Raw genomic sequence first — 19,883 nt, forward strand, 5'->3', positions numbered from 1 at the left:
AGAATGGCTAGAATAACCTTTTTTAAACAACCCAACCATTGACGTTTGGTAGCCTTTTCTCGTATAATGAAAGTGTCTTTACAAATCTAAAAGGAGCGTGAATTGGATGCAAAAAGGAATTGTCAAATGGTTCGATAACAGAAAAGGTTATGGTTTTATCGTTTACAACGAAGAAGATGAGATTTTTGTCCACTTCACTGCTATAGAAGGTGACGGATTCAAATCACTTGATGAGAATCAATCTGTAGAGTTCGAGATAATGGAAGGCAATCGTGGGCTACAAGCAGCACATGTCAAAAAAATAGATAACTAAAAAAGCTGAACCAACAACGCTTTGCTCCAAAAAGTAAGTAAACGTAGCGTTTGTTTCAGCTGATTATTTTAAGATTTTGAGAGTGGGTCACCAGTCGTTTCGACTTATGACTCACTCTTGTTTTTTTCTTCTTTTTTATGAAGGCCCAAAGAATGATCTTCTGCTACCTTCAATTCAGGCTTTTTTACCTTAAGTGCCTCAAGAAATAACGGAATCGTTTTCTTTTTCATTAAAAAGACTTTTGAGCCTTCCTTAAATTCTGAGGAAAAAATTTCGATGCTTTTTTCATTGTAGGTTACTTTTTCTATCTGAGAAAGCGGAAGTGCTTTTTTGCGGAACCATAAAACATCTCTGACAATTAAAGATGTTTCTGTCATGTTAAAAGACCGCGCAATTCCTAGATACGCAAACACAAAAAATGGAACCATCACCAGATTACTAATCAAGTAAGGACCATTATTTTCCAATGCTAAAATTAAACTAATAAATAATATACAAAATGTGCAAGACCAGTAAATAATTGTTGATGCTAATTCTGGCTGCCAATAGAATTTCTGTTTTTTCATAAAGTGCCCTCACTACTTCTGGATCAACGCCGCTAAATTTAAATATGTTATAATAGTAACATACTTTTTTTAAGAACAAAAAGAAATTAGGAGTAATTTTATGTTAAGAATTTATGTAGATGCTGCAACAAAAGGCAATCCAGGTGAATCTGGCGGCGGTATCGTTTACCTCACCGACCAATCGCGGCAACAATTGCATGTGCCTTTAGGCATTGTTAGTAATCACGAAGCCGAATTTAAAGTGCTGATTGAAGCTTTAAAACAAGCGATTGCCAATGAAGACAATCAACAAACCGTTCTTCTCCACTCAGATAGTAAAATTGTTGTCCAAACAATTGAAAAAAAATATGCTAAAAATGAAAAGTACCAGCCTTATTTAGCAGAATATCAACAACTAGAAAAGAATTTCCCTTTGCTCTTAATCAAATGGCTACCTGAAAGTCAAAACAAAGCGGCCGATATGCTCGCACGGCAAGCATTACAAAAATTTTATCCCAATAAAAAGTAGCACTGTCTACTTAATGCTTTTCCTTTATTAATTTGATAATTAAACACGTGGAGCAAAAATCCCTAGTGATTTTTGCTCCACGTTTAAAAACAGATAAACGGTTCTGTCTCGACTTCTTCTTATAGCCACTTATTCTTTTGTCGTTATTTCCGCAAATTGTCCATTGGTTAGCGAAAGGATTGCTTCAGGAGCTAATTCAATTTGCATGCCACGTTTGCCTGCAGAAACAATAATTGCAGAATATTGTTGAGCTTCTTCAGCCAAATAGGTGGGAAATTGTTTTTTCATCCCAATTGGTGAACAGCCCCCACGAATATAGCCTGTGGTTGCTTCTAAATCTTTTAAGTGAAGCATTTCTACCTTTTTGTTGCCACTAGCTTTCGCTAATTTTTTCAAATCTAATTCTTGATTACCAGGAATGACAGCCACGACTGGACCTGTTTTATTACCTACTGTAACCAAGGTTTTAAAAATTCGTCCTTTTTCAATACCTAAACTTTCAGCGACACTTTCTGCACTTAAATGATCTTCACTCCAAGCGAATTCATATTCTTTATATGGTACTTTATGTTGTTCCACCATGCGCATCGCATTCGTTTTTTGTTGTGTTTTTTTCTTTGCCACTTTTTTCACCTTCTGAATCACTTGTTTTGTTCGAATGTCTTTAAATAATTTCTTAATACTTGTACGGATAGTTGGCCTGGTGCAGACGCTTGCTGGGCTGAGCCAAAAGTTAGTGCCGACCCGAACAGTTGACCTGTTACGCGACTAATCATCCCTAACTGTCCCATTGACATAGTAACGATTGGGACGGATGCATAATGGGTGTACATTTCATTGGTTGCTGAAAGTAACGTAAGTACATCTGTCGCATCTCGTGGCATCACAGCTATTTTACAAATATCCGCCTGACGCATTTGCATTTGGCGTAACCGCGCGACAATCTCCTCTTGCGACGGTGTTTTCTGAAAGTCGTGATTACAGAGAACAATTTTAATCCCCATCTTTTTAGCTTCGTGAATTAACGTATCTGCCGCCAGCGGATTCGCAAATAATTCAATATCTAATAAATCCAAGGCACCTTTTTTCACTAATTCATGATACAAAGCAAAATAATTTTCCTCAGAAAAAGCCATTTCGCCGCCTTCTTTTTGTGTACGAAAAGTTAACAATAACGGTTTTTGCCCCAACCGTTCCATTACTTGTTGTGAAAGATTACATACATCGGAAAAATCAGCGACATTTTCATAATAGTCTAAACGCCATTCCACCAAATCACAATCTAGTGTTTGGCTCGCCGTTGCTTCGGCCAAAATATCCTCGGCTGTTGGAGCAACAATGGGCACCACAATTTTGGGATTCCCTTCACCTATTCGCACATTTTTGACTATAACTGGCTTCACAGTTCCACCTAACTTCCTCGTTTGTTTTTCTCTCTTCATATCATACCATTTCTCTTCTTTTTTGCAATTTAAAGAGCTACAAAGACACCTAGAATTAGGAATTTCCTAACACTAAATGCCTTTGTTTAGGTTATTTAACTCTTTCTGTTGTTACGTTAAACTTCCGTACTTTGTAACTGATACATATCCGCATAAAGGCCACCTTCTGCCAGTAACGTTTCGTGCGTTCCTCGTTCTACAATCTGCCCTTTGTCTAAAACTAAAATCAAGTTTGCGTCACGAATCGTCGAAAGGCGATGCGCAATCGCAATTGTCGTTCTCCCTTGACGCATTTTGGCTAATCCTTCTTGAATCAATCCTTCTGTTTCTGTATCAATATTAGCGGTTGCTTCATCTAAAACTAAAATTTTGGGATCAGTCACAATCGTTCGTGCAAACGAAATTAATTGACGTTGTCCGCTAGAATAACTAGCTCCTCGTTCAATGACTTTCGCATGATAGGTATTGGGTAACGTGTGGATAAATTTATCCGCCTGAACAAATTCCGCAGCCTGTTTAATTTGTTCATCTGTGATAGTTGGATTCAGTAAACGGATATTTCCAGCAATATCTCCATAAAACATGAAAGCGTCCTGTAATACTAAGCCCATCTTTTCCCGTAATTCTGTCATGGGAAAATCACGAATGTCACGATCATCAATTAAAATCTGCCCTTCATAAAATTCATAGAAACGCATGAGTACATTAATAATTGAACTTTTACCACTTCCTGTATGACCGACTAAAGCGACGGTTTCCCCGGGATTTGCGACAAAGCTAATATTTTTCAATACTTCGTTTTTGCCGTCATAAGAAAAAGTAACATTGCGAAATTCAATTTTCCCGCGAATAATTTCCCCATTCGCACCTACTGATTGTTGCGGCGTTAATTCTTCCGTATCCATAATTTTTAAAATACGACTACCTGCGACAATCCCATCTGTAAAGATACTTAGGAAGTCCATCATTTGTGTCATCGGATTAAAAAAAGCTTGGACATACGTTACAAAAGCATAAATCATCCCCGCTTCTACAGGAGAATGTAAAGCATCGATGCCAAACATAGTTAAGGCCAATGCAATCGCCAACGTATACAACAAATTAATGATAGGACTTAATAATAACGAATTCATACGAATCATTGCTACTCGTGTTTTTAAATAATCATCATTGGTTTCCTCAAATTCTTTTTCCAAACGCTTTTCTTGGCGAAATTGTTGAATGATTTGCATACCAGAGATGTATTCATTTAGTTTGGTGTTTAATTGACTTAATTTTTCCCGCATACTGCGATATAATTTTGAACTAAATTTTTGGTAATACCAAATTACAACTAATAAAATTGGCAAGAAAATTAGACAATAAAATGAAATTTCTGGACTGAGTTGAAACATTGCAAAAAATGACGAGATTACGGCAAAAATTCCTGTAATCACCATTAGGAATACATACCAGAATTCAAACAATGTTTCTGTGTCATTTGTAACACGAGACACCGTCGAACCCGCTGGTGTTTGATCAAAATAACGCATACCTAAAGTGTGTAATTTTTCAAATAATTTCACTCGTATATATTGATACGTTTTTAAAGAAGCCATCGAATACAAATACCATTGGAAAAACCAAACAATACTTTTGACAATGACACCAAAGAAATAAATAGCAGCAAAAGTTAGAATCACTTGCATTGTAGCCGTTTTAGGCGTTAAATAATTATCCATAAAAACTTGAATGACTCTAGGCAAAAGAATATTGATAATTGATAAGCCAAATGCAAAGAGAATAGCTGTGTAAAACATGCGTCGAAACGGTTTGGCAAAACGAAACAAACGCTGAACAATCGTTAATTGTTCTTTCAGCGGTAACTCTCTGGACCATTCGGATTGATACTTTTCTTCCATTAACTCTCACTCCCTTCAATTTTCGCTTCTAATTGCTGTTTTTCCCACATCCGCTGATACCAACCCTTCTGAGTCAGTAACTCCTGATGTGTCCCCCGTTCAATAATTTTCCCTTCATCCAACACTAAGATTTCTTTTGCATGCATGACACTACTTAAACGATGCGCTGTAATAATAGTGGTTTTTTCTTGGCGCGTTTCTTTTAGATTTGATAAAATCGCCTCTTCAGTCTTCGCATCGACTGCAGATAAGGCATCGTCTAAAATTAACAATTCTGGTTCAACAATCAAGGCCCGTGCAATAGAAATCCGTTGTTTTTGTCCTCCAGAAAGCGAAACGCCACGTTCCCCAACCATTGTGTCATAGCCTTCAGGGAATGCTTTAATTTCTTGGTTAATAAATGCTAATGCTGCCGCTTGTTCAACTGCTGCTTGTTCCAAGTGTGGTTTAGCAAAACGAATGTTATCTCGTACCGTCATGGAAAAGAGAAAATGGTCCTGTGGCACGTATCCCATTGCACCCATCAATGCATCTAATGTGTAATTTTTAATGTTATGTTTTCCAAAGGAAATCGTTCCTTGGTATTGGTCATATTCACGCATCAACAATTTCAAAATAGTGGTTTTACCAGCGCCTGTTTTGCCAACAATCCCCAAGGTTTCTCCTTCTTGCAACGAAAATTGGATATTTTCCAACGCCACCGTCTCTTCTTTTGGATAAGAAAAAGAATCAATCTTCATTGAAATTGTCCCTTGCGCCATTGTTTTGATGGCATCTTTTCGTTCGATAATATGCGTTTTTTCATGTAATAATTCGTTCACACGATCGTAACTAGCATTCCCACGTTCTAACACATTAAATAAGCGCCCAATCGCAAACATTGGCCAAACTAGCATCCCAATATAGGCAATGAAAGAGACCAACTGACCTAAACTAATCGTTCCTTCCATGATGAAACGACCACCAATAATAATTGTCAAAACATAAGAAACACCAATAATCAGCGTAATAAACGGATCAAATAGTGCATCTAAAAAGTTCGTTCGTTTATTTTTGACGATAGCATCATCAATTTTCTCTGTAAAATCAGCAAGATCTTCTTTTTCTTGCCCAAATGTTTTAATGACTTTAATTCCAGTGATACTTTCTTGTGTTTTATCATTAATCGCTGAAAAAGCAGCTTGTGAATCTCGAAAGGCATCATGCAACTTAGAACCTAAAACTCGTGAAGTGACGGCTAATAAAGGCAGCGGTAATAAAGCAATTAATGTTAAGCGCCAATCGACAAATAGAACCATTGCGATAATCGTTGTTCCTCCCGTAATCACAGAGTCGGCAAACGTTAAAATCCCAGCTCCAGCCACATTTTGGATGGCATTTAAATCATTGGTTGCATGCGCCATCAAGTCACCTGTCCGATATTTCTGATAAAAGATGCTATCCATTTTTGTGAAATGATGAAATAATTGAGTCCGTAGCTCTTTTTCCAAACGAGCCGCACTCCCCCAAATATGCATCCGCCAAATATAGCGAAAAAGATATTGGGCAAGCCCAGCACCAATCAAGAGTGCAACCCACACGATAATTTTCGTTAAGCGAATTTCTTTGTTAACGATTTCATCTACAACGACGCCAATAACTTTGGGCGGGACTAATTGAACAAGAGCGACCATCATTAATGAGAAAACCCCAATAATATAACTTTTTTTCTCTTGCTTAAAAAACCAGCCTAATTTTTTGAATATGGACATTCAGTTGTCCCTCCTTTTACTTTGTTGTTCTACGAAGACTACTTTCGAGCTAGAAGGTTTCTTCGTTATTGTTGTTTTTGATTAAACGTTTCGCTCTTTTCCTCCTAGATTATCCTATTCTCCCGCAAAACAACAAAAAAACGGACTGAAAATCAGCCCGTTTTTACACTTATTCATGATTACCTGAATAACCTTTACTATTTTCCTTGGTTTTTCATTTGTTGCATCATTTGTCTAACCTTTTTCTCTGACGGTTTTTGACCCATTGATGCCATCATCATGCGTAACATATCCTCATTAACGGGAGGATTTTTTTTGAAATAATCTTGCATATATTTGCGTGCAAGGAAAAAGCCCCCTGCAGCGCCTACTAATAAAGCGATTACTGCGATTAATACTACCCAACCTGTTGCCATTGAAACTCTCTCCTCTCCGTATAGTTTTGCTCTCAATGAATTATTTTACTAGAAATAGCAAAAAAAGAAAAGTTCTTTTTGCGGGATTTCTCTTAAATAATGAAAAAAGTCTGATTTTTTTGCAAAATAGTGATTAAAAGTTAAAAATATACGCTCTTAAATGTCAATAGGACCTTTAAGAGCGATTGTTGCTTTAGTTTTGTCCTTGAATTTTTTCTAATAATTCTGGATCAAATGTTTGATTTTTTAACATCGCAATTTCAAAGCCGTAAGGGGCCTTTTTATTTTTTTTGTCTTCTCCGACATAAGGTGTTTCTAAAATTTTTGGTAAAGCAGTTAATTTTTCATGGTGAACCACACCGTTTAAAGCTTCAAAACCAATAGTGCCAAAGCCAATATTGGCATGACGATCTTTATGTGAGCCCATAGGATTTTTAGAATCATTCACATGAATAACTTTTAAACGATCCAATCCGATAATTTTATCAAATTCAACTAATACGCCATCAAAATCATCTTTTACATTATACCCTGCATCATTAATGTGGCAAGTATCCAGAGTGACAGAAAGCTTATCATTTAGCGTAACTCCGTCAATAATCGCAGCTAGTTCGTCAAACGTACGGCCGATTTCGGTTCCTTTACCAGCCATGGTTTCTAAAGCGATTTGAGGGATTTGCTCTTTCCACAAGACTTCGTTTAGACCTTTAACAATTTGTTTAATGCCGGCTTCTGGACCTGCACCAACATGCGCACCTGGGTGTAACGTGATTTGCGTTGCTCCCAACGCTTGTGCTCGCTCAATTTCTTGACGCAAAAAGTCTACGGCAAAACCGAAATTTTCCGTTTTAATTGTATTACCTAAATTAATAATATACGGGGCATGAACGACGATATTACTTAAATTGTGTTCCTTCATAAAAGCTTGCCCAGCTTCAATATTCATTTCTTCAATCGGTTTCCGACGCGTGTTTTGTGGCGCACCTGTATAAATCATAAAGGTTGTTGAGCCATAACTAGCCGCTTCCTCGGCAGAGCCTAATAGCATTTTCTTGCCACTCATACTAACGTGTGATCCTAATAACATGTGGTTCCTCCTAATAATTCTTCTTTTTCTTTTGGTAGTGTTGATACTGTTGCAGCCATTCTTCTAGCGTGATTTTTGTTACTAATTCGCCAATTAGTTCATAGGGTATTCGCTTAGGATTAGTGAAGCGAAGACAACTTTTCCCCATGTTTAGCTTTGTTGACACTTGTTCCTGATAGGCTTCTTGAAACCAACTTCGGACGGCTTCATTTCCCATTAATCCCATGTGATATAAAGCTACTTGCCTTTTAGTAGCGCCTAAGCTGATAAATAGTAACGGTTCATCACCACGGTTAAGATAGCCTTCTGGAAATACTGAAAGCGGCACAACAAAGGTTGGCATGCCATATTGCATTGTTAATTCAAATCCTGCTGGCAAATTTTGCGAAACGACATCTAATACTTGCTGATAAGCAATTCGCCAGTTTGGTTCAACTGTTTCGATGTATGCTGTAACTGTTTCAATTGACTGCGCCATTATTTCTTCCTTTGCTGATAAAGCGCTTTGGTTTTATAGCCTTCTTTTAAAATGACTAACATTTCAGTTTGCCGCTTTTTCCGTGTCTCCGCTCGCTTTGCACTAAATACATACCGCGCCCACTCTTTTTGATAACCAGGCGTTAATGCAGCGAATGTCGCTGCAGCAGCTGGTTCTGTTTGTACCAACGCTTCAATTTCTGGTAAATATTGAACATAATCCCCAACAGCAGAACTGGTCTGATTCTTCGCTGGCTTTTTAAGAACATTCTTCATGCCGACAACCGTAAAAGTCTCATCTAAACTAACCATGCGATTAAATTTTAAGGTTGAGCCTTTAATATACCCATCTGCCTCGTTTACTTGTAATGTTGGAAAAATTTCATCTCGGTGGACAAAGGTTGGATACATTTTATTGCCTTTTTTCGGATAAGCCACATATAACAACCCATTTTCTACTAAATGTTGACCTTCAATCACCATTGAAACAATCTCTTGAAATTCCGCCATCGTTTTCACAAATGCAAAAATCAGCTCAACTGGTTCTGAGGGTAATTGCTGCGCGGCTGAAGCAAATTCAGATAGATACTCTCCCTGTGGTCTATTTAAAATAACTAGTTGCTGATACTTCGTTAAGTTTAACTTTTCGACAATTGATTTCATAACCTACTCCTTATAGCGACTGCACTTTTTATTCTAGCATAGCACAAGTTATCTGTAATTGAATATGCCCAATAGTAAAAAAGAGTTTTTTGTAACAGAATTAATCCCAATTTATCTTTTTTAAAAGCGAAAGCTTGGAACCTGTTGTCTAAACGACCTTCGTCCCAAGCTTTCATTTTTTTAGTATTTTAACAAGAAATAAATCACAAGTACAAATTACTCACTAAAACACAAATAAACGCTGATACAAAGCCGTTTATGTTTTATTCAACTACAAATGTTCCACAACTTTTCACACCATTATGGTATTCAAATGGTAGTCAAATATTACAGTTTTGTAAAATGATAGACAATAAGAACATACATTCGGTATAATAAGATCAATAGGAGGACGATATCATGAAAACTAATTATGTAGGAGTAGTTGAAAAGATTAGAATGTTAAGTATGCACCCAAAAATGCTAGTTCGATTCTCATTAGTAACACAGGACGAAACTATAAACTGTATCGTCTCCAAATACGAACTGGCAAATACGCTACTAATGTTACCTGAACAATCTGAACTAGCTGTCTATGGTCATTTGAATAAAAGAAATCAACTTGTAATTGATAAAATGCTTGTAAGAAAATCTTTAGTAAATGCATAAAAAATAAGCCTCACTCTTATCTAGGAGCGAGGCTTTCGTTATGGACCATACAGGACTCGAACCTGTGACCGAACGGTTATGAGCCGTTTGCTCTAACCAGCTGAGCTAATGGTCCTGAAAACAAAATCGCCCACAATCTGTCGTATGATGGTGGGAGATTTTGCCATTAATTGAGATTCAATAGTGAATGTCATCACTGAATAAATCATACTATATAGGATTTTTTCTGTAAAACAAAAACCGTCCCTTGGCAAGGACGGTTTAAGTGAATGACTCCTTTATTGTAGGTCTAATATACTATTATTTTTACTTTCAGACAAGAATTTTTTATCCATAAATTAATTTTTCAACACTTTCTGTGTACAACCAAATAAACTCGTCAGGGAATTGCACATGTGAAATTGTTTTTCCATTCAAAGAGTGTTGTTCGGTAATAATCCCTACGGATGACGGTTGAAAAGAAAAGTAGTCGCCGACTTTTAATTCTTGATCCGGTGTATTCTCTCCTGTTGCTGGATTGATTTTATCAATATAGGCAACGTTAATCCCGTTTTCTGTCCAGTCAAAATCTGGCTGTCCCAACACATCATTTCTTACTTGCCAAAGTCCGTTCACGAACTGTAAGTCATCTACTCGGTATCCATAACGTCGCTTAGTTGGCTTAGGTGCTGGAGGAACTGGTGGAGTGGGTTGATTGTTCTGAAATCGCCAAACCTCAATGTAATTTGGCTTGGTAGCCGCATAATACTCATCCCAATTATGCTGAGTAATCGCTGTTCCTGGTTGTCCTCCGGTCCAATAATCACAACTAATAAAATCAGTAGCGTTCATCATGACACCAACGTGGCCGCCAGCTCCGCCGCTTGAAGACATATCAGCTCCCCAACTCATGAGAACAACATCTCCTTTTTGTGCGTGCCAATCTTGATTCACCGAAATACGTTGATACCCGTTTTTATCTAAATAGTTTCCTAGTGTTACCGTTGAATACAAGTAGTCATAGTTTACTCCTCCAGAATCTTTAATAGACTGCGTCATTGATCCTGAACAATCCGCTGTTCCATCAGCTCCATTACGAGAACCAACCATAGAATAGGTTATTTTTCCGACTCTCTCTAAGAACCATTCCACACTCAATTGATTATTTAAGCCCATTGTAAGCACCTTCTATCTCTTTTTCGATTTCTTCATTTGTTACTTCTGTTTTTGTAGCCAATGCCCACTCATTCATTTTTGCGACAGCCATTCTTTTTTTTGTTTGATTTGAAAGATCTTCTTTTTCTAACACCAAAACGATCTCTTGCGCTTTTTCTGTTAGTGTCATTTGTCATCGTCCTCTCTATCTGATGGTTTAAAACTGTCAATAAACCGCTGAAATAAATCCGTTTTTCCGCCTATCTTTTGGTAGTTTTCCATGATGGATTTTATTTCCATTAATAAGTAACCAAGGTAAAGCGTGTATAATAAAGCAACTCCTGCACCCCCGGGCACAATAACCGACAATGGAATAAAAAATACGAGTAGGAAAATACTCGTTAGTTTTCGTAAAATGCCGTTAATGCCTATTTTTGATTTAAATTCAATATCTGGGTTGATTTTTGCCGCAAAGGTTCCTGTAAAAAAGTCAATGACCATCGCCGTGCAAATTAATGCTAAAATGAATAAAATTTTCGTGTCTTCTGTTTCTAAAAAATGTCTAAAGTAATCAAACATCGTCATAAGTTCCACCTTCCAATAATAAAAACCGCCTAGCTTTCGCTAAACGGCTTATTCATATTCTTATTACACAGAATAAAGTTTTGTAATCACATAATCTTTCGCTGCAGTTCCATTATTCTTATGTCCTTTAATTTCTGTATTTGTTACATAAATATACTTATTGAATTTCGCACCATTTAAAGTCTCCAAATGATGAACAATAGCCACACCCGAATAATCCACCGCATGAGTTTTGGGAATAAACATATAATTCAAATCCCATGGCTGCGCTTTTCCCGTATTACTATCATAGGGTTGGTACAATGCGACCCAACCTGTAAAACATTTGTCTAAAGGTATACTTGGTTTCACAGACTGAGTCTCATTTAGATAGGCTGCGCCTTCCCAGATTTTTTTCCCTACGTTTAATAACATTTCCATTAAAGAATCGGTTAAATTCTTACCTGATATTTGTAGTCCGTCTGAAAAATTCTTTACACCTGCGATTTCTTGATTATTCGATAAATTAACAACACTATCTGTAGTAGCCAAAACTTTGAACGGACTATTTTGAGAAGAATTAGGAGAAGTCGTTCTAAATGCAATTAAAGGTGTTGCTAACGAATTCATTCTAATTTCTTGATACATAGATCCTGCAGTGCCCGCAATGGCATGTTGATAAACATATAGAGCAGAATATTTAAATTCAGGTGGCAAATCTGCTTTGTCAGTCATTGTTCCCGCAACTGTAGCATTTAGATAATAAAAACCAGCATAACCTGATAATTCTTTAAATGAAGTTACTCCCTTTGGCAAAGGTAGACCTGAACCATCATCATTAGTTAACTTTTTATTTTGAATGTCAAGGTTTTCCGTTTTACTTAAAAATCTATTATCAGCTTCCTGTTTCGTATAGAAGTTTCCCTCTTTAAACTTTTCAAGTGCTGCATCAACTTCATCTGTTACTGACTTCCCAATGGCTGAAATGCGACCTTCTGCATCCACCAATATATCTGTTATTTGTTTTTTTAGCGTATTTAAATCTACCTTGATCGCTTCAATACGTTTTTCAACATCATCATAATCAGTATTCATTTTATTTAGTGTAGCTTGATATGCTTCATTCAAAGCTTTTACAAGTTTATTGTATTCAGTAATAATTGTTTCAGCTTCTCCGGCATCAATGTCAGCATTTCCTTTAACAATGATTTTAAAGTCTCCCGTAGTATCTCTTTTCCCATCTTTTTGAAACGAAAAATATGCCCTTTTGTACGTCCCTTCTACGCTAAACGCTGCACTAGGAAACGTGTATTCAAATGTTCCTTTTTGCAATCCAGCGTTATTAGAAGAGACGTTTTCAGAATCAAAAACTTTCACTTTTCCGCCTGCAGGTTCTCCCTCAAAGGTAATGATTCCACCCGATAAATCTGGTATCTCATCTCGTCGAGAAATTTTCACAGTAATTGTTTGCATTTTTTCATCGCCGACGCGTCCATAAATAATCGGTGGCATGATTGGATCCTTTGAAAAATCGAGATTTAATATCTTATTCGCCATCAAATCCCTCCTCTATGATATTTTCTTCTATTCTTGTTAGGCTTGTTTATTTTTTTTTCTAATTGTTCAATTTTTTCAATAAGCTGTTTATTAGTTAAACTGTTAAGCATCACTTGTTTATTCATATCTAAACTTAAATAGTGGTCTTCATTATGTTTAACACTTAAAAATGGTGAATATTGAGCAATTAGCCCAAGTTCTCTTTTATTAGAAGGCTGTTCTATTGGATTATTACTTTTATAGTTTTGCTTTCTATCAAATTCCACAAAGTTTAACTTTTTGGTTTCTTTGATACCATCAATCTTCGTATCTGTTATATTCTCCTTTAGCCGAACATCTGATTGATTTAGAATTGAAAAACCATTCATGTTTAAATTAGAGTAAAATCCTAAGTTAACATTGTTATTCACTGTAAATTTTGTACTAACACTAGTATTTACCAATGTTGAATTTTTTATTTCTCCAGATCCTCCAACATAACTTCCACCCATGTTTAAATTTGATATTTGAACCCCTGCGTCAAAAACTGTAAAATGTCTCGCAACATCGTTCCCTGAGACTTTTTTTGCTCCGACACTTGCTAACACTCCTGGTTCAGAATAAATATGGATTTCTTCTTTGCCTAAAGAAGTAGAAAATGCTCTACCCAGACCTCCTAACTTATTTAAAGTGCCTTCTTTGTTAAATCGCACACCATCAGAATTTAGTTGCATCAATTCAATTTCTCTAGAATCATATATTGAAAATTTGTTAGCATCCATTGTTGATTTTAAAACATTATTATAGTAGTTCTTGATAGCTCCCTTTGACATTATAATTTTGTTATAGCCACTTTCACTTGTAATGTCACTACCTGTAATTGTCACACCTATAATGTTAATAGCTCTCAATGTTCCTGTAGCCATCCTGTCTGCAACAATTAGCCCATTATTTGTCATTGCTAACTCATAGTTACCGTTATATCCAGTTGAGCTAAATCCCAGCCCTCCAATATTCCATCGCCAGACTTTTCTAGCAGTATTTATACTTGTCGTATCCATAATTAATAGTTCTTGAGGATCTGCAAGCGACGGATATATGAGCACATGACCTTTTCCTGGATTTTTGATAATATCAGATGCTTCTTTTTGCGCTTGTTCAAGCCAATCTATTTTGTCTGACAAATCATTAATATTTTCTTTTGAGTCTTCAATTACCTTAGCAAAATCAGTTCTCGCTTCACCTAATTCGATTGACTCATATTGATCTAAAGAAATATTCCACACAGTTTTTACAATTTGTGCCGTTGTATTAATGTTTAATTGATTAAACGCAACCGTTACCCAATCACATAAATCTACAACCTCAAGGCTTTTAAGTTGTTCATCTGAGACGGAACTCGCTAAGTCTACATAACTAGCTTTTATACTCACACGAGGAATCCCCACATTATTAGACTTAATAAACGATTTAACCATGCCGCGTAAAGCTTCAACATCTTTTGGCTCTTTATCACTAAAATCAACCATTTGTATTCTACGTTCCGTATAATTACTGACATAGTCACTATCAATATATATTTCTGGTAGAGTGATTACTTTTTCATCATCGCCATTACCAATTTTAGCCCAGCCATATATTGAAGTATACGTATTTTCAATGGATTCCTCTTGATTAATATCTGTTAAATTTTTACCGTAGGCAATGACTACATTCGTATCGGTACCGGCTTTTGCTAACAAGCGAACTTGATTATTATTAAAAAGATATTCCCCACCGAAATTATCTAAAATTGAACCAGCGACACCGCCTAAAACTTCTTGCGCATTTTTATATTTTGCGGGGTCTGTAAAATCAATTGAAGATGTAGTCCCCACATCACTGTAAAAAGTAAAATCACTTTTAGGCTCCATCTGACTTCTTAATTGATTCAATGCTGTTTGTGCCGAAATATTAGAATATTTGGAACCGATTTTTACCATTGTGCGCAACAATTTATAGCGATAATGCTCACAGTAAACAGTGACAATCCCTTTGATTGGTTTTGTAATTTGTGCAATTTCAAACCGTTGACTTTTAGCGACCAATGTCGGTCCAGCATCAGCGACTATCCATCTTCCTACTTTCAGCTCATGAAACAAATTCCCTACCACTGGATACTGGAATGTCATATCATAAATACCATTACGTTCCCTTGTAGAAAGAGGATTTATTGCATCTTGTAAAGGACCTATGCCTAGGGAGTTCCAATTGTTATTTTTCTTATCATGTAAAATAATCGTGCTCATACGGCTAAAGTCCTCCATTTTGGCTTAATTTTAAAATCAGTGATATAGGTATAATTGATAATGCTTTCGCCTGGGGGCAGAGTGATTGGGTTATAACCATCTGTATTTAAAAAGCAATATTTTGTGATATTAAGGCCACCATCTTTATAAGCAATGCCTTCTTCGCAATCTAGCGTAATTTTTCCTGTTCCAGCTTCTTTTGCAATCCTGAATTGTTGGCCATTAATATAAATATTACTATCTTGTGTACTACTAGTTTTATTGAAAGTTATAATTGGCAGACTAGAAAAAGCTTCTGGATTCCTAATACCACCTCCACTTTTTATATCTCTTTCATCATCACCATCAAGACGAAAAACGAACGGCTGGCACTTAAAAACAAAATCAACATCTAACCAACTTCTTGTTTTGTCTGCTGCATCTACTTTGCTGTAGCCTAGCGCTTTATAATAGTACTCGCTGTATTCACTAAAAATAAGTGGGGCATAATCTTTCGATAAATAAAGCCACGCAGCTATATCCCTTAACTGCGCAGCAATGGTTGTATCTGGTTGTTTATAAAGTCTTACCGGAAAGACTTTCTCAATGTCGTTATATTTTCCTTTATCGTATATGACATCGGAATTTCTTCCGTCAATTTCTGTAAACTGCAGAGCGGCCTCTGGAATAGTAAACATCATTTCGTTTCTTATTCGCATAGAGAATTCATTCGATTTTTTTCCTCTAAATTGAAAATATGGATAATTCGTTAAATCCATTATAACCGCCCCCTTGTTTGTCGTTCTGTGAGTGTTGCCAATTGTTGAGAAGTTTCTTCAATTGATTTTTCATTAGAAAGATCTGCATGTTCAATGTTTATATTGATTGTAGGACTATAAGTTTTTGCATGGTTGCTATTGTTTACAATTTGGCTACCTAAATTAGCAGCGCCCATCATATTAGTGTTTAATGCTAATTCGGGGCTAGTAAAGTTAAAATTTGAAAAAGCATTGTCAAATGAAAGTGTATCCGCAATTTGATTAGCCATAGGCTTAATTGTTTTTTGGACAGATTTAAAACTCGCTTGTAAACTTTCATTTAAACCACCCATAATCGCTTTACCAGCTGGAATTAAAAGTTTTCTATCGTAACTAATAGGCCCTTTATGTTCTCGTATCCAATCACCAATACCACTGACAAACTCTTTCGTCGCTTCCCATGCATGTTTAAGCCCATCAGTGAAACTTTCCATAATTGCTCGACCAGCCGCAAATAGATCAAAATCCATAGCAGCTTTTACAGTTTCTTTTACACCTTCCCATATATCTGATGCAATGCTTTTTGCTGTACTCCAAGCACTTTCCATTCCTCTTAATGTAGCATCTGCAAGATTGGCTACTGTTGATTTAGTATTTTCCCATTTTTCTGCAGTGGCTTGTTTTACACCTTCCCAAGTATCGAATGCCCACTGTTTCGCTCCACTCCATGCGCTTTTAGCCCATTCTAGAGCGTTCTTTGCAGATTCTGATACTGTCGTTTTTATTCCGTCCCATGTTTCGGCAGAAGTTTGCTTAACACTTTCCCAAGTATCGGATGCCCACTGTTTCGCTCCACTCCATGCGTTTTTAGCACCATCAAGCGCACTTTGTGCCAAATTTGAAATTGTACTGGTAATTGCATCCCATACAATAGAAGCTATATTGCTAATCCCTTCCCATATATCACTTAAGAAGTTTTTTCCAGTTTCCCAAACTGTTTTTACAAAATTGACTACGCCTTCAACATATGAACCAATTATCTGTTGTATGCCGTCCCAGATCATACTACCGGCTTCTTTAATACTTTCCCATATCATTGATAAGTCTTCCTTTAATTGTTCCCAATCACCAGTTATCAAATCAATCAAAAGTAGTATAGGGCCCATAATTACAGATTTAATCAATTCCCAAACGCCTTCCGCAGTCGTTTTAATTCCTTCCCATATACCAGTAATTGTTTCTGTGAAATTATTCCAGAGTTCTACAATGCCATCAACAATAATCATCACTGTTGGCCCTATCGTTTCCCAAATAGCGTTAAATATATCAACTGCAGACTGCCAAATACCTTTCAAAAATTCAACAGACGTATTAAATGCCGAAACAATTCCATCTAATAAACTTTGGAAAAATTCTGTTACACCGCTCCATAAATCTTTCACTGTTTCTATACTAGATTTAAAGATAGACGTTATATCTTCCCCTAGCTTTTTGAAAAAATCCAGAGTACCCTTCCAGAGCTCTTTAACCGTTTTAACTGCAGAATCAAAAATATCTGTTATTCCTTCCCAAACTCCTTTGAAGAAATCGACCATACCTTCCCAAGCCTTTACAAGCCAGTCTGTGAAGGCTTTCCATGCTTTTTGACCAGACTTAGTTTTGGTTATCCAATAAACTAATCCAGCAACTAATGCTGCAATGGCTCCTACTATTAAAAAAATTGGATTAACAGACATAACCGCATTAAACGCCGTTTGTATTCCTGTTCCAATTTTAGTAATTAAGTTCCAAGCTTTCTGAGCTTTAACTACTAGATTGATATATGTTTGCCAGGCTTTGTAATACAGAACAACGCCAGATATAGCGACACCTAATGCCACTATTACCCCTTTAAAAACATCTGATGCAGTCGATCCGCTATCAATCCATTTGATAAAATCTTTAGCTTTTTCGGTTACTTTAAAAAAAGTATCTACTAGCAATAGAACAGTATCTATCAAAGTCTCAGTAATAGAAGTACTTGTTTCTCCTAGATTAAAACTACCAAAGAAATTGGAAACTGCTTCAACAGAATCGAACAAAATATCTTTTAAATTATTAAATGCAGCTCCTAATTTTTCAGGAACATCAACAGAACCTAGAATATCAAAAAAGTATTGAATATTTTCTAATACATCTAACACAACATCTTTCAAGGTAGTAAACACATTTGATAAGATATCAATTAAACTTGAACTTTCACTACTTTTCGATATCTCTCCCCAAAATCGTTGAAGAATATTTATTACGTCATATACAATAAATCCTATTATTTTAAAAGCTTGATCGAATGTATCAGAAAAGATTTTTATTATTGATTGATTATCAGCAAAAGCTTTTTTTATTGAATCAATAACAGGAATTAAGCCGTCCATGGATTTTGTAATCGCTGAAAATGTATTATTTACAATGCCTTTTAAGCTATTCAGATTAGCTGCAATACTTTTTCCAGAAACTTTCGTTACGATCTCATCAAATTTAGTTAACACATTTGCCATTCCATTGGTTATAGAGTTTTTTAAGTTTGAAAAAGAGGTAGCTATCCCTTCTGTAGTTTTTCGAGCGACTTCTTTTGTTCCGCCTAAGCCATCTTGAATATCAATTAACCCTTGGTTGAACTGTTCAACGGTAACCTGACCACTTTGTAAGGCTTTGTACAAATCTTGTTGCGCAGATTTGCCTGTAAAGCCAAATTTTTCTGCTAACTTATCTAAGCCAAAACCCATGGTTTCTTGTAAAGTCGTATAGGAATCAAGTTCAACTTTCCCCGTACGTAAGATTTTCATGTATTGCTCTGTCCCACGTTGTGCTTTTTCGCCACTAGAACCACTAGCAAGTAAAGCATTGTTTAAAGCAAGTGTACTGTCAGCCGCTAAATCGGCATCTTTAAAAACACTATACATTTGTTGCGTAGTGTCACTCACATCTTGCAATTTCGTTGGTAGCCCATCAATTCCTTCTTTCAACTTATTCGTTGCACGGGTAGCATCATCTGTACTAGCTCCCATAGCTGTTAAAACTTTAGGAAACTGGTTCAACTTGTCAAAACGTGTAACTGCTCCTTCAATTGAGCCTTTTAAAACATCAAATGCTGCACTGCCCAACTTAACGAGCCCCATCGCTTTGACCATGTCTCCAATGCCTCGACTTGCTTTGGCGGACTTGCCTTCCAATTGGTCTAATTGATTATTTAGCCCTGTGACGTCCTTCCCATTCACGTCGACATCAATTACTACACTTCCATCAGCCATCTTCTTCCTCCTCCCTTACGTAATTTGGTAATGCATAACGCCTTTGAAGTTCTCTCATTTGTTCCTTGTGTTCAGTACTTTCTCCTTTTTGCGGTTTCCAGTTACGGATACTTTTAATTTTTTGAATAGGTGTGTCATCTGGCAACGATTCTAGCAATACTTGAAATTCTTCCCAAGACAAACGGCCCTGTTCCTCAAATAAATTGATACCTATTTGTCGAAAAGAGGCATAAATGTATTTTGCATCTAATACAATGTCCATATCTTTACTGACTGGTTTCATCGGCATAACATTTCCTAATTCATCGGTTACCACTTCTGATTTTTTACCAAAGACGAGATAGGTATCGTATAGTTCTCTGAACATCTCAAATTGAGATACAATATCTAGTCCTACATCACCAACTAAAATCTTTATACAAGTCTCTACCTTGTCTGGAAGATTCATCCCGTCATCAGACAGCACGTCGAAAACATCCAACACACGATCAAAAGCAAGATTTAGAGGATACTCTTTCTCTTCAAACTCAAAAAAAGAGGGCAGCGGATCGTTTAACCGCAT

At 36.5% G+C, this 19,883-nt stretch carries 21 protein-coding genes and 1 tRNA gene; 3 read left to right on the forward strand and 19 right to left on the reverse strand.

Annotation, left to right across the window (positions count from 1 at the left end):
• Positions 1-106 precede the first annotated feature (106 nt).
• Positions 107-313, forward strand: a complete 207-nt coding sequence (locus tag IGL37_RS06920; RefSeq protein WP_002357404.1) for a cold-shock protein — start codon at positions 107-109, stop codon at positions 311-313.
• A 104-nt stretch (positions 314-417) separates the two neighbouring features.
• Here IGL37_RS06920 and IGL37_RS06925 read toward each other — a convergent pair whose 3' ends face one another.
• Positions 418-879, reverse strand: a complete 462-nt coding sequence (locus IGL37_RS06925) for an EbsA family protein (RefSeq protein ID WP_002357403.1) — start codon at positions 877-879, stop codon at positions 418-420.
• Between the two features lie 100 nt (positions 880-979).
• On the opposite strand from IGL37_RS06925, the gene IGL37_RS06930 reads away from it, so the two are divergent.
• Positions 980-1,387, forward strand: coding sequence for a ribonuclease HI family protein (locus tag IGL37_RS06930; RefSeq protein WP_010820864.1), 408 nt, complete (start codon positions 980-982; stop codon positions 1,385-1,387).
• Between the two features lie 129 nt (positions 1,388-1,516).
• Here IGL37_RS06930 and ybaK read toward each other — a convergent pair whose 3' ends face one another.
• The 9 genes from ybaK to IGL37_RS06975 all read right to left on the reverse strand — a co-directional run bounded on the left by ybaK (position 1,517) and on the right by IGL37_RS06975 (position 9,300).
• Positions 1,517-2,032, reverse strand: coding sequence for a Cys-tRNA(Pro) deacylase (gene ybaK, locus IGL37_RS06935; RefSeq protein WP_002382387.1), 516 nt, complete (start codon positions 2,030-2,032; stop codon positions 1,517-1,519).
• Positions 2,029-2,790 carry a type I 3-dehydroquinate dehydratase gene (gene aroD, locus IGL37_RS06940; RefSeq protein ID WP_080296908.1) on the reverse strand — a complete coding sequence of 254 codons (762 nt, stop codon included), beginning with the start codon at positions 2,788-2,790 and terminating at the stop codon, positions 2,029-2,031. The genes ybaK and aroD overlap by 4 nt, the downstream gene beginning before the upstream one ends.
• A 155-nt stretch (positions 2,791-2,945) precedes the next feature.
• Positions 2,946-4,730 (reverse strand): ABC transporter ATP-binding protein, encoded by a 1,785-nt coding sequence (locus IGL37_RS06945; RefSeq protein ID WP_033917925.1) that lies wholly within the window; start codon positions 4,728-4,730, stop codon positions 2,946-2,948.
• Positions 4,730-6,481: an ABC transporter ATP-binding protein gene (locus IGL37_RS06950; RefSeq protein WP_033917924.1), complete on the reverse strand. Its 1,752-nt coding sequence runs from the start codon at positions 6,479-6,481 to the stop codon at positions 4,730-4,732. Before IGL37_RS06950 ends, IGL37_RS06945 begins: the two co-directional genes overlap by 1 nt.
• A 197-nt stretch (positions 6,482-6,678) precedes the next feature.
• The gene (locus tag IGL37_RS06955; protein WP_002357397.1) at positions 6,679-6,897 is read right to left on the reverse strand and encodes a YneF family protein; all 219 of its coding nucleotides are present in this window, start codon (positions 6,895-6,897) and stop codon (positions 6,679-6,681) included.
• A 193-nt stretch (positions 6,898-7,090) separates the two neighbouring features.
• Positions 7,091-7,984: a deoxyribonuclease IV gene (locus IGL37_RS06960; RefSeq protein WP_002357396.1), complete on the reverse strand. Its 894-nt coding sequence runs from the start codon at positions 7,982-7,984 to the stop codon at positions 7,091-7,093.
• Positions 7,985-7,994: 10 nt separating this feature from the next.
• Complete coding sequence (locus IGL37_RS06965; RefSeq protein ID WP_033917923.1) at positions 7,995-8,462, reverse strand: DUF1801 domain-containing protein; 468 nt, start codon at positions 8,460-8,462, stop codon at positions 7,995-7,997.
• On the reverse strand, positions 8,462-9,124 hold the full coding sequence (locus IGL37_RS06970) for a YdeI/OmpD-associated family protein (protein WP_002371904.1): 663 nt from the start codon (positions 9,122-9,124) through the stop codon (positions 8,462-8,464). The genes IGL37_RS06965 and IGL37_RS06970 overlap by 1 nt, the downstream gene beginning before the upstream one ends.
• Positions 9,121-9,300 (reverse strand): hypothetical protein, encoded by a 180-nt coding sequence (locus IGL37_RS06975; RefSeq protein ID WP_002365741.1) that lies wholly within the window; start codon positions 9,298-9,300, stop codon positions 9,121-9,123. The genes IGL37_RS06970 and IGL37_RS06975 overlap by 4 nt, the downstream gene beginning before the upstream one ends.
• 223 nt (positions 9,301-9,523) lie before the next feature.
• Here IGL37_RS06975 and IGL37_RS06980 point away from each other — a divergent pair, with 223 nt between their 5' ends.
• Complete coding sequence (locus IGL37_RS06980) at positions 9,524-9,772, forward strand: hypothetical protein (protein ID WP_002357393.1); 249 nt, start codon at positions 9,524-9,526, stop codon at positions 9,770-9,772.
• A gap of 41 nt (positions 9,773-9,813) precedes the next feature.
• On the opposite strand, the gene IGL37_RS06985 is transcribed toward IGL37_RS06980, so the two are convergent.
• From IGL37_RS06985 to IGL37_RS07025, 9 genes are all read right to left on the reverse strand, one after another.
• Positions 9,814-9,887, reverse strand: a tRNA-Ile gene (locus IGL37_RS06985).
• A 212-nt stretch (positions 9,888-10,099) separates the two neighbouring features.
• Entirely contained in the window at positions 10,100-10,927 is an 828-nt protein-coding gene (locus IGL37_RS06990; RefSeq protein WP_010773972.1) for a lytic exoenzyme target recognition domain-containing protein, read from the reverse strand.
• Positions 10,914-11,096, reverse strand: a complete 183-nt coding sequence (locus IGL37_RS06995; RefSeq protein ID WP_002357391.1) for a hypothetical protein — start codon at positions 11,094-11,096, stop codon at positions 10,914-10,916. The genes IGL37_RS06990 and IGL37_RS06995 overlap by 14 nt, the downstream gene beginning before the upstream one ends.
• Positions 11,093-11,491: a phage holin family protein gene (locus IGL37_RS07000; protein WP_010773973.1), complete on the reverse strand. Its 399-nt coding sequence runs from the start codon at positions 11,489-11,491 to the stop codon at positions 11,093-11,095. The genes IGL37_RS06995 and IGL37_RS07000 overlap by 4 nt, the downstream gene beginning before the upstream one ends.
• Before the next feature lie 63 nt (positions 11,492-11,554).
• Positions 11,555-13,027 carry a BppU family phage baseplate upper protein gene (locus IGL37_RS07005; protein ID WP_002357389.1) on the reverse strand — a complete coding sequence of 491 codons (1,473 nt, stop codon included), beginning with the start codon at positions 13,025-13,027 and terminating at the stop codon, positions 11,555-11,557.
• Entirely contained in the window at positions 13,027-15,294 is a 2,268-nt protein-coding gene (locus IGL37_RS07010) for a phage tail spike protein (RefSeq protein ID WP_002381843.1), read from the reverse strand. Before IGL37_RS07010 ends, IGL37_RS07005 begins: the two co-directional genes overlap by 1 nt.
• Complete coding sequence (locus IGL37_RS07015; protein WP_002357387.1) at positions 15,291-16,052, reverse strand: distal tail protein Dit; 762 nt, start codon at positions 16,050-16,052, stop codon at positions 15,291-15,293. The genes IGL37_RS07010 and IGL37_RS07015 overlap by 4 nt, the downstream gene beginning before the upstream one ends.
• Entirely contained in the window at positions 16,052-19,321 is a 3,270-nt protein-coding gene (locus tag IGL37_RS07020; protein WP_002381842.1) for a tape measure protein, read from the reverse strand. The genes IGL37_RS07015 and IGL37_RS07020 overlap by 1 nt, the downstream gene beginning before the upstream one ends.
• Positions 19,314-19,883: a Gp15 family bacteriophage protein gene (locus tag IGL37_RS07025; RefSeq protein ID WP_002357385.1), complete on the reverse strand. Its 570-nt coding sequence runs from the start codon at positions 19,881-19,883 to the stop codon at positions 19,314-19,316. The genes IGL37_RS07020 and IGL37_RS07025 overlap by 8 nt, the downstream gene beginning before the upstream one ends.

The sequence above is a fragment of the Enterococcus sp. AZ119 genome (assembly GCF_050546175.1).
In the GTDB taxonomy this organism is placed as follows: Bacteria; Bacillota; Bacilli; order Lactobacillales; family Enterococcaceae; genus Enterococcus; species Enterococcus faecalis.

What these genes read in the sequence shown, in the direction of transcription:
- IGL37_RS07000 (WP_010773973.1), bottom strand. Translation starts at nt 11,491, where the DNA reads ATGACGATGTTTGATTACTTTAGACATTTTTTAGAAACAGAAGACACG.
- IGL37_RS07025 (WP_002357385.1), bottom strand. Translation starts at nt 19,883, where the DNA reads ATGCGGTTAAACGATCCGCTGCCCTCTTTTTTTGAGTTTGAAGAGAAA.
- IGL37_RS06945 (WP_033917925.1), bottom strand. Translation starts at nt 4,730, where the DNA reads ATGGAAGAAAAGTATCAATCCGAATGGTCCAGAGAGTTACCGCTGAAA.
- IGL37_RS06990 (WP_010773972.1), bottom strand. Translation starts at nt 10,927, where the DNA reads ATGGGCTTAAATAATCAATTGAGTGTGGAATGGTTCTTAGAGAGAGTC.
- IGL37_RS06920 (WP_002357404.1), top strand. Translation starts at nt 107, where the DNA reads ATGCAAAAAGGAATTGTCAAATGGTTCGATAACAGAAAAGGTTATGGT.
- IGL37_RS07005 (WP_002357389.1), bottom strand. Translation starts at nt 13,027, where the DNA reads ATGGCGAATAAGATATTAAATCTCGATTTTTCAAAGGATCCAATCATG.
- IGL37_RS06960 (WP_002357396.1), bottom strand. Translation starts at nt 7,984, where the DNA reads ATGTTATTAGGATCACACGTTAGTATGAGTGGCAAGAAAATGCTATTA.
- IGL37_RS06980 (WP_002357393.1), top strand. Translation starts at nt 9,524, where the DNA reads ATGAAAACTAATTATGTAGGAGTAGTTGAAAAGATTAGAATGTTAAGT.
- IGL37_RS06955 (WP_002357397.1), bottom strand. Translation starts at nt 6,897, where the DNA reads ATGGCAACAGGTTGGGTAGTATTAATCGCAGTAATCGCTTTATTAGTA.
- IGL37_RS06975 (WP_002365741.1), bottom strand. Translation starts at nt 9,300, where the DNA reads ATGAAAGCTTGGGACGAAGGTCGTTTAGACAACAGGTTCCAAGCTTTC.
- IGL37_RS06930 (WP_010820864.1), top strand. Translation starts at nt 980, where the DNA reads ATGTTAAGAATTTATGTAGATGCTGCAACAAAAGGCAATCCAGGTGAA.
- IGL37_RS07015 (WP_002357387.1), bottom strand. Translation starts at nt 16,052, where the DNA reads ATGGATTTAACGAATTATCCATATTTTCAATTTAGAGGAAAAAAATCG.
- IGL37_RS06970 (WP_002371904.1), bottom strand. Translation starts at nt 9,124, where the DNA reads ATGAAATCAATTGTCGAAAAGTTAAACTTAACGAAGTATCAGCAACTA.
- IGL37_RS06965 (WP_033917923.1), bottom strand. Translation starts at nt 8,462, where the DNA reads ATGGCGCAGTCAATTGAAACAGTTACAGCATACATCGAAACAGTTGAA.
- IGL37_RS07020 (WP_002381842.1), bottom strand. Translation starts at nt 19,321, where the DNA reads ATGGCTGATGGAAGTGTAGTAATTGATGTCGACGTGAATGGGAAGGAC.
- IGL37_RS06925 (WP_002357403.1), bottom strand. Translation starts at nt 879, where the DNA reads ATGAAAAAACAGAAATTCTATTGGCAGCCAGAATTAGCATCAACAATT.
- IGL37_RS07010 (WP_002381843.1), bottom strand. Translation starts at nt 15,294, where the DNA reads ATGAGCACGATTATTTTACATGATAAGAAAAATAACAATTGGAACTCC.
- IGL37_RS06995 (WP_002357391.1), bottom strand. Translation starts at nt 11,096, where the DNA reads ATGACACTAACAGAAAAAGCGCAAGAGATCGTTTTGGTGTTAGAAAAA.
- IGL37_RS06950 (WP_033917924.1), bottom strand. Translation starts at nt 6,481, where the DNA reads ATGTCCATATTCAAAAAATTAGGCTGGTTTTTTAAGCAAGAGAAAAAA.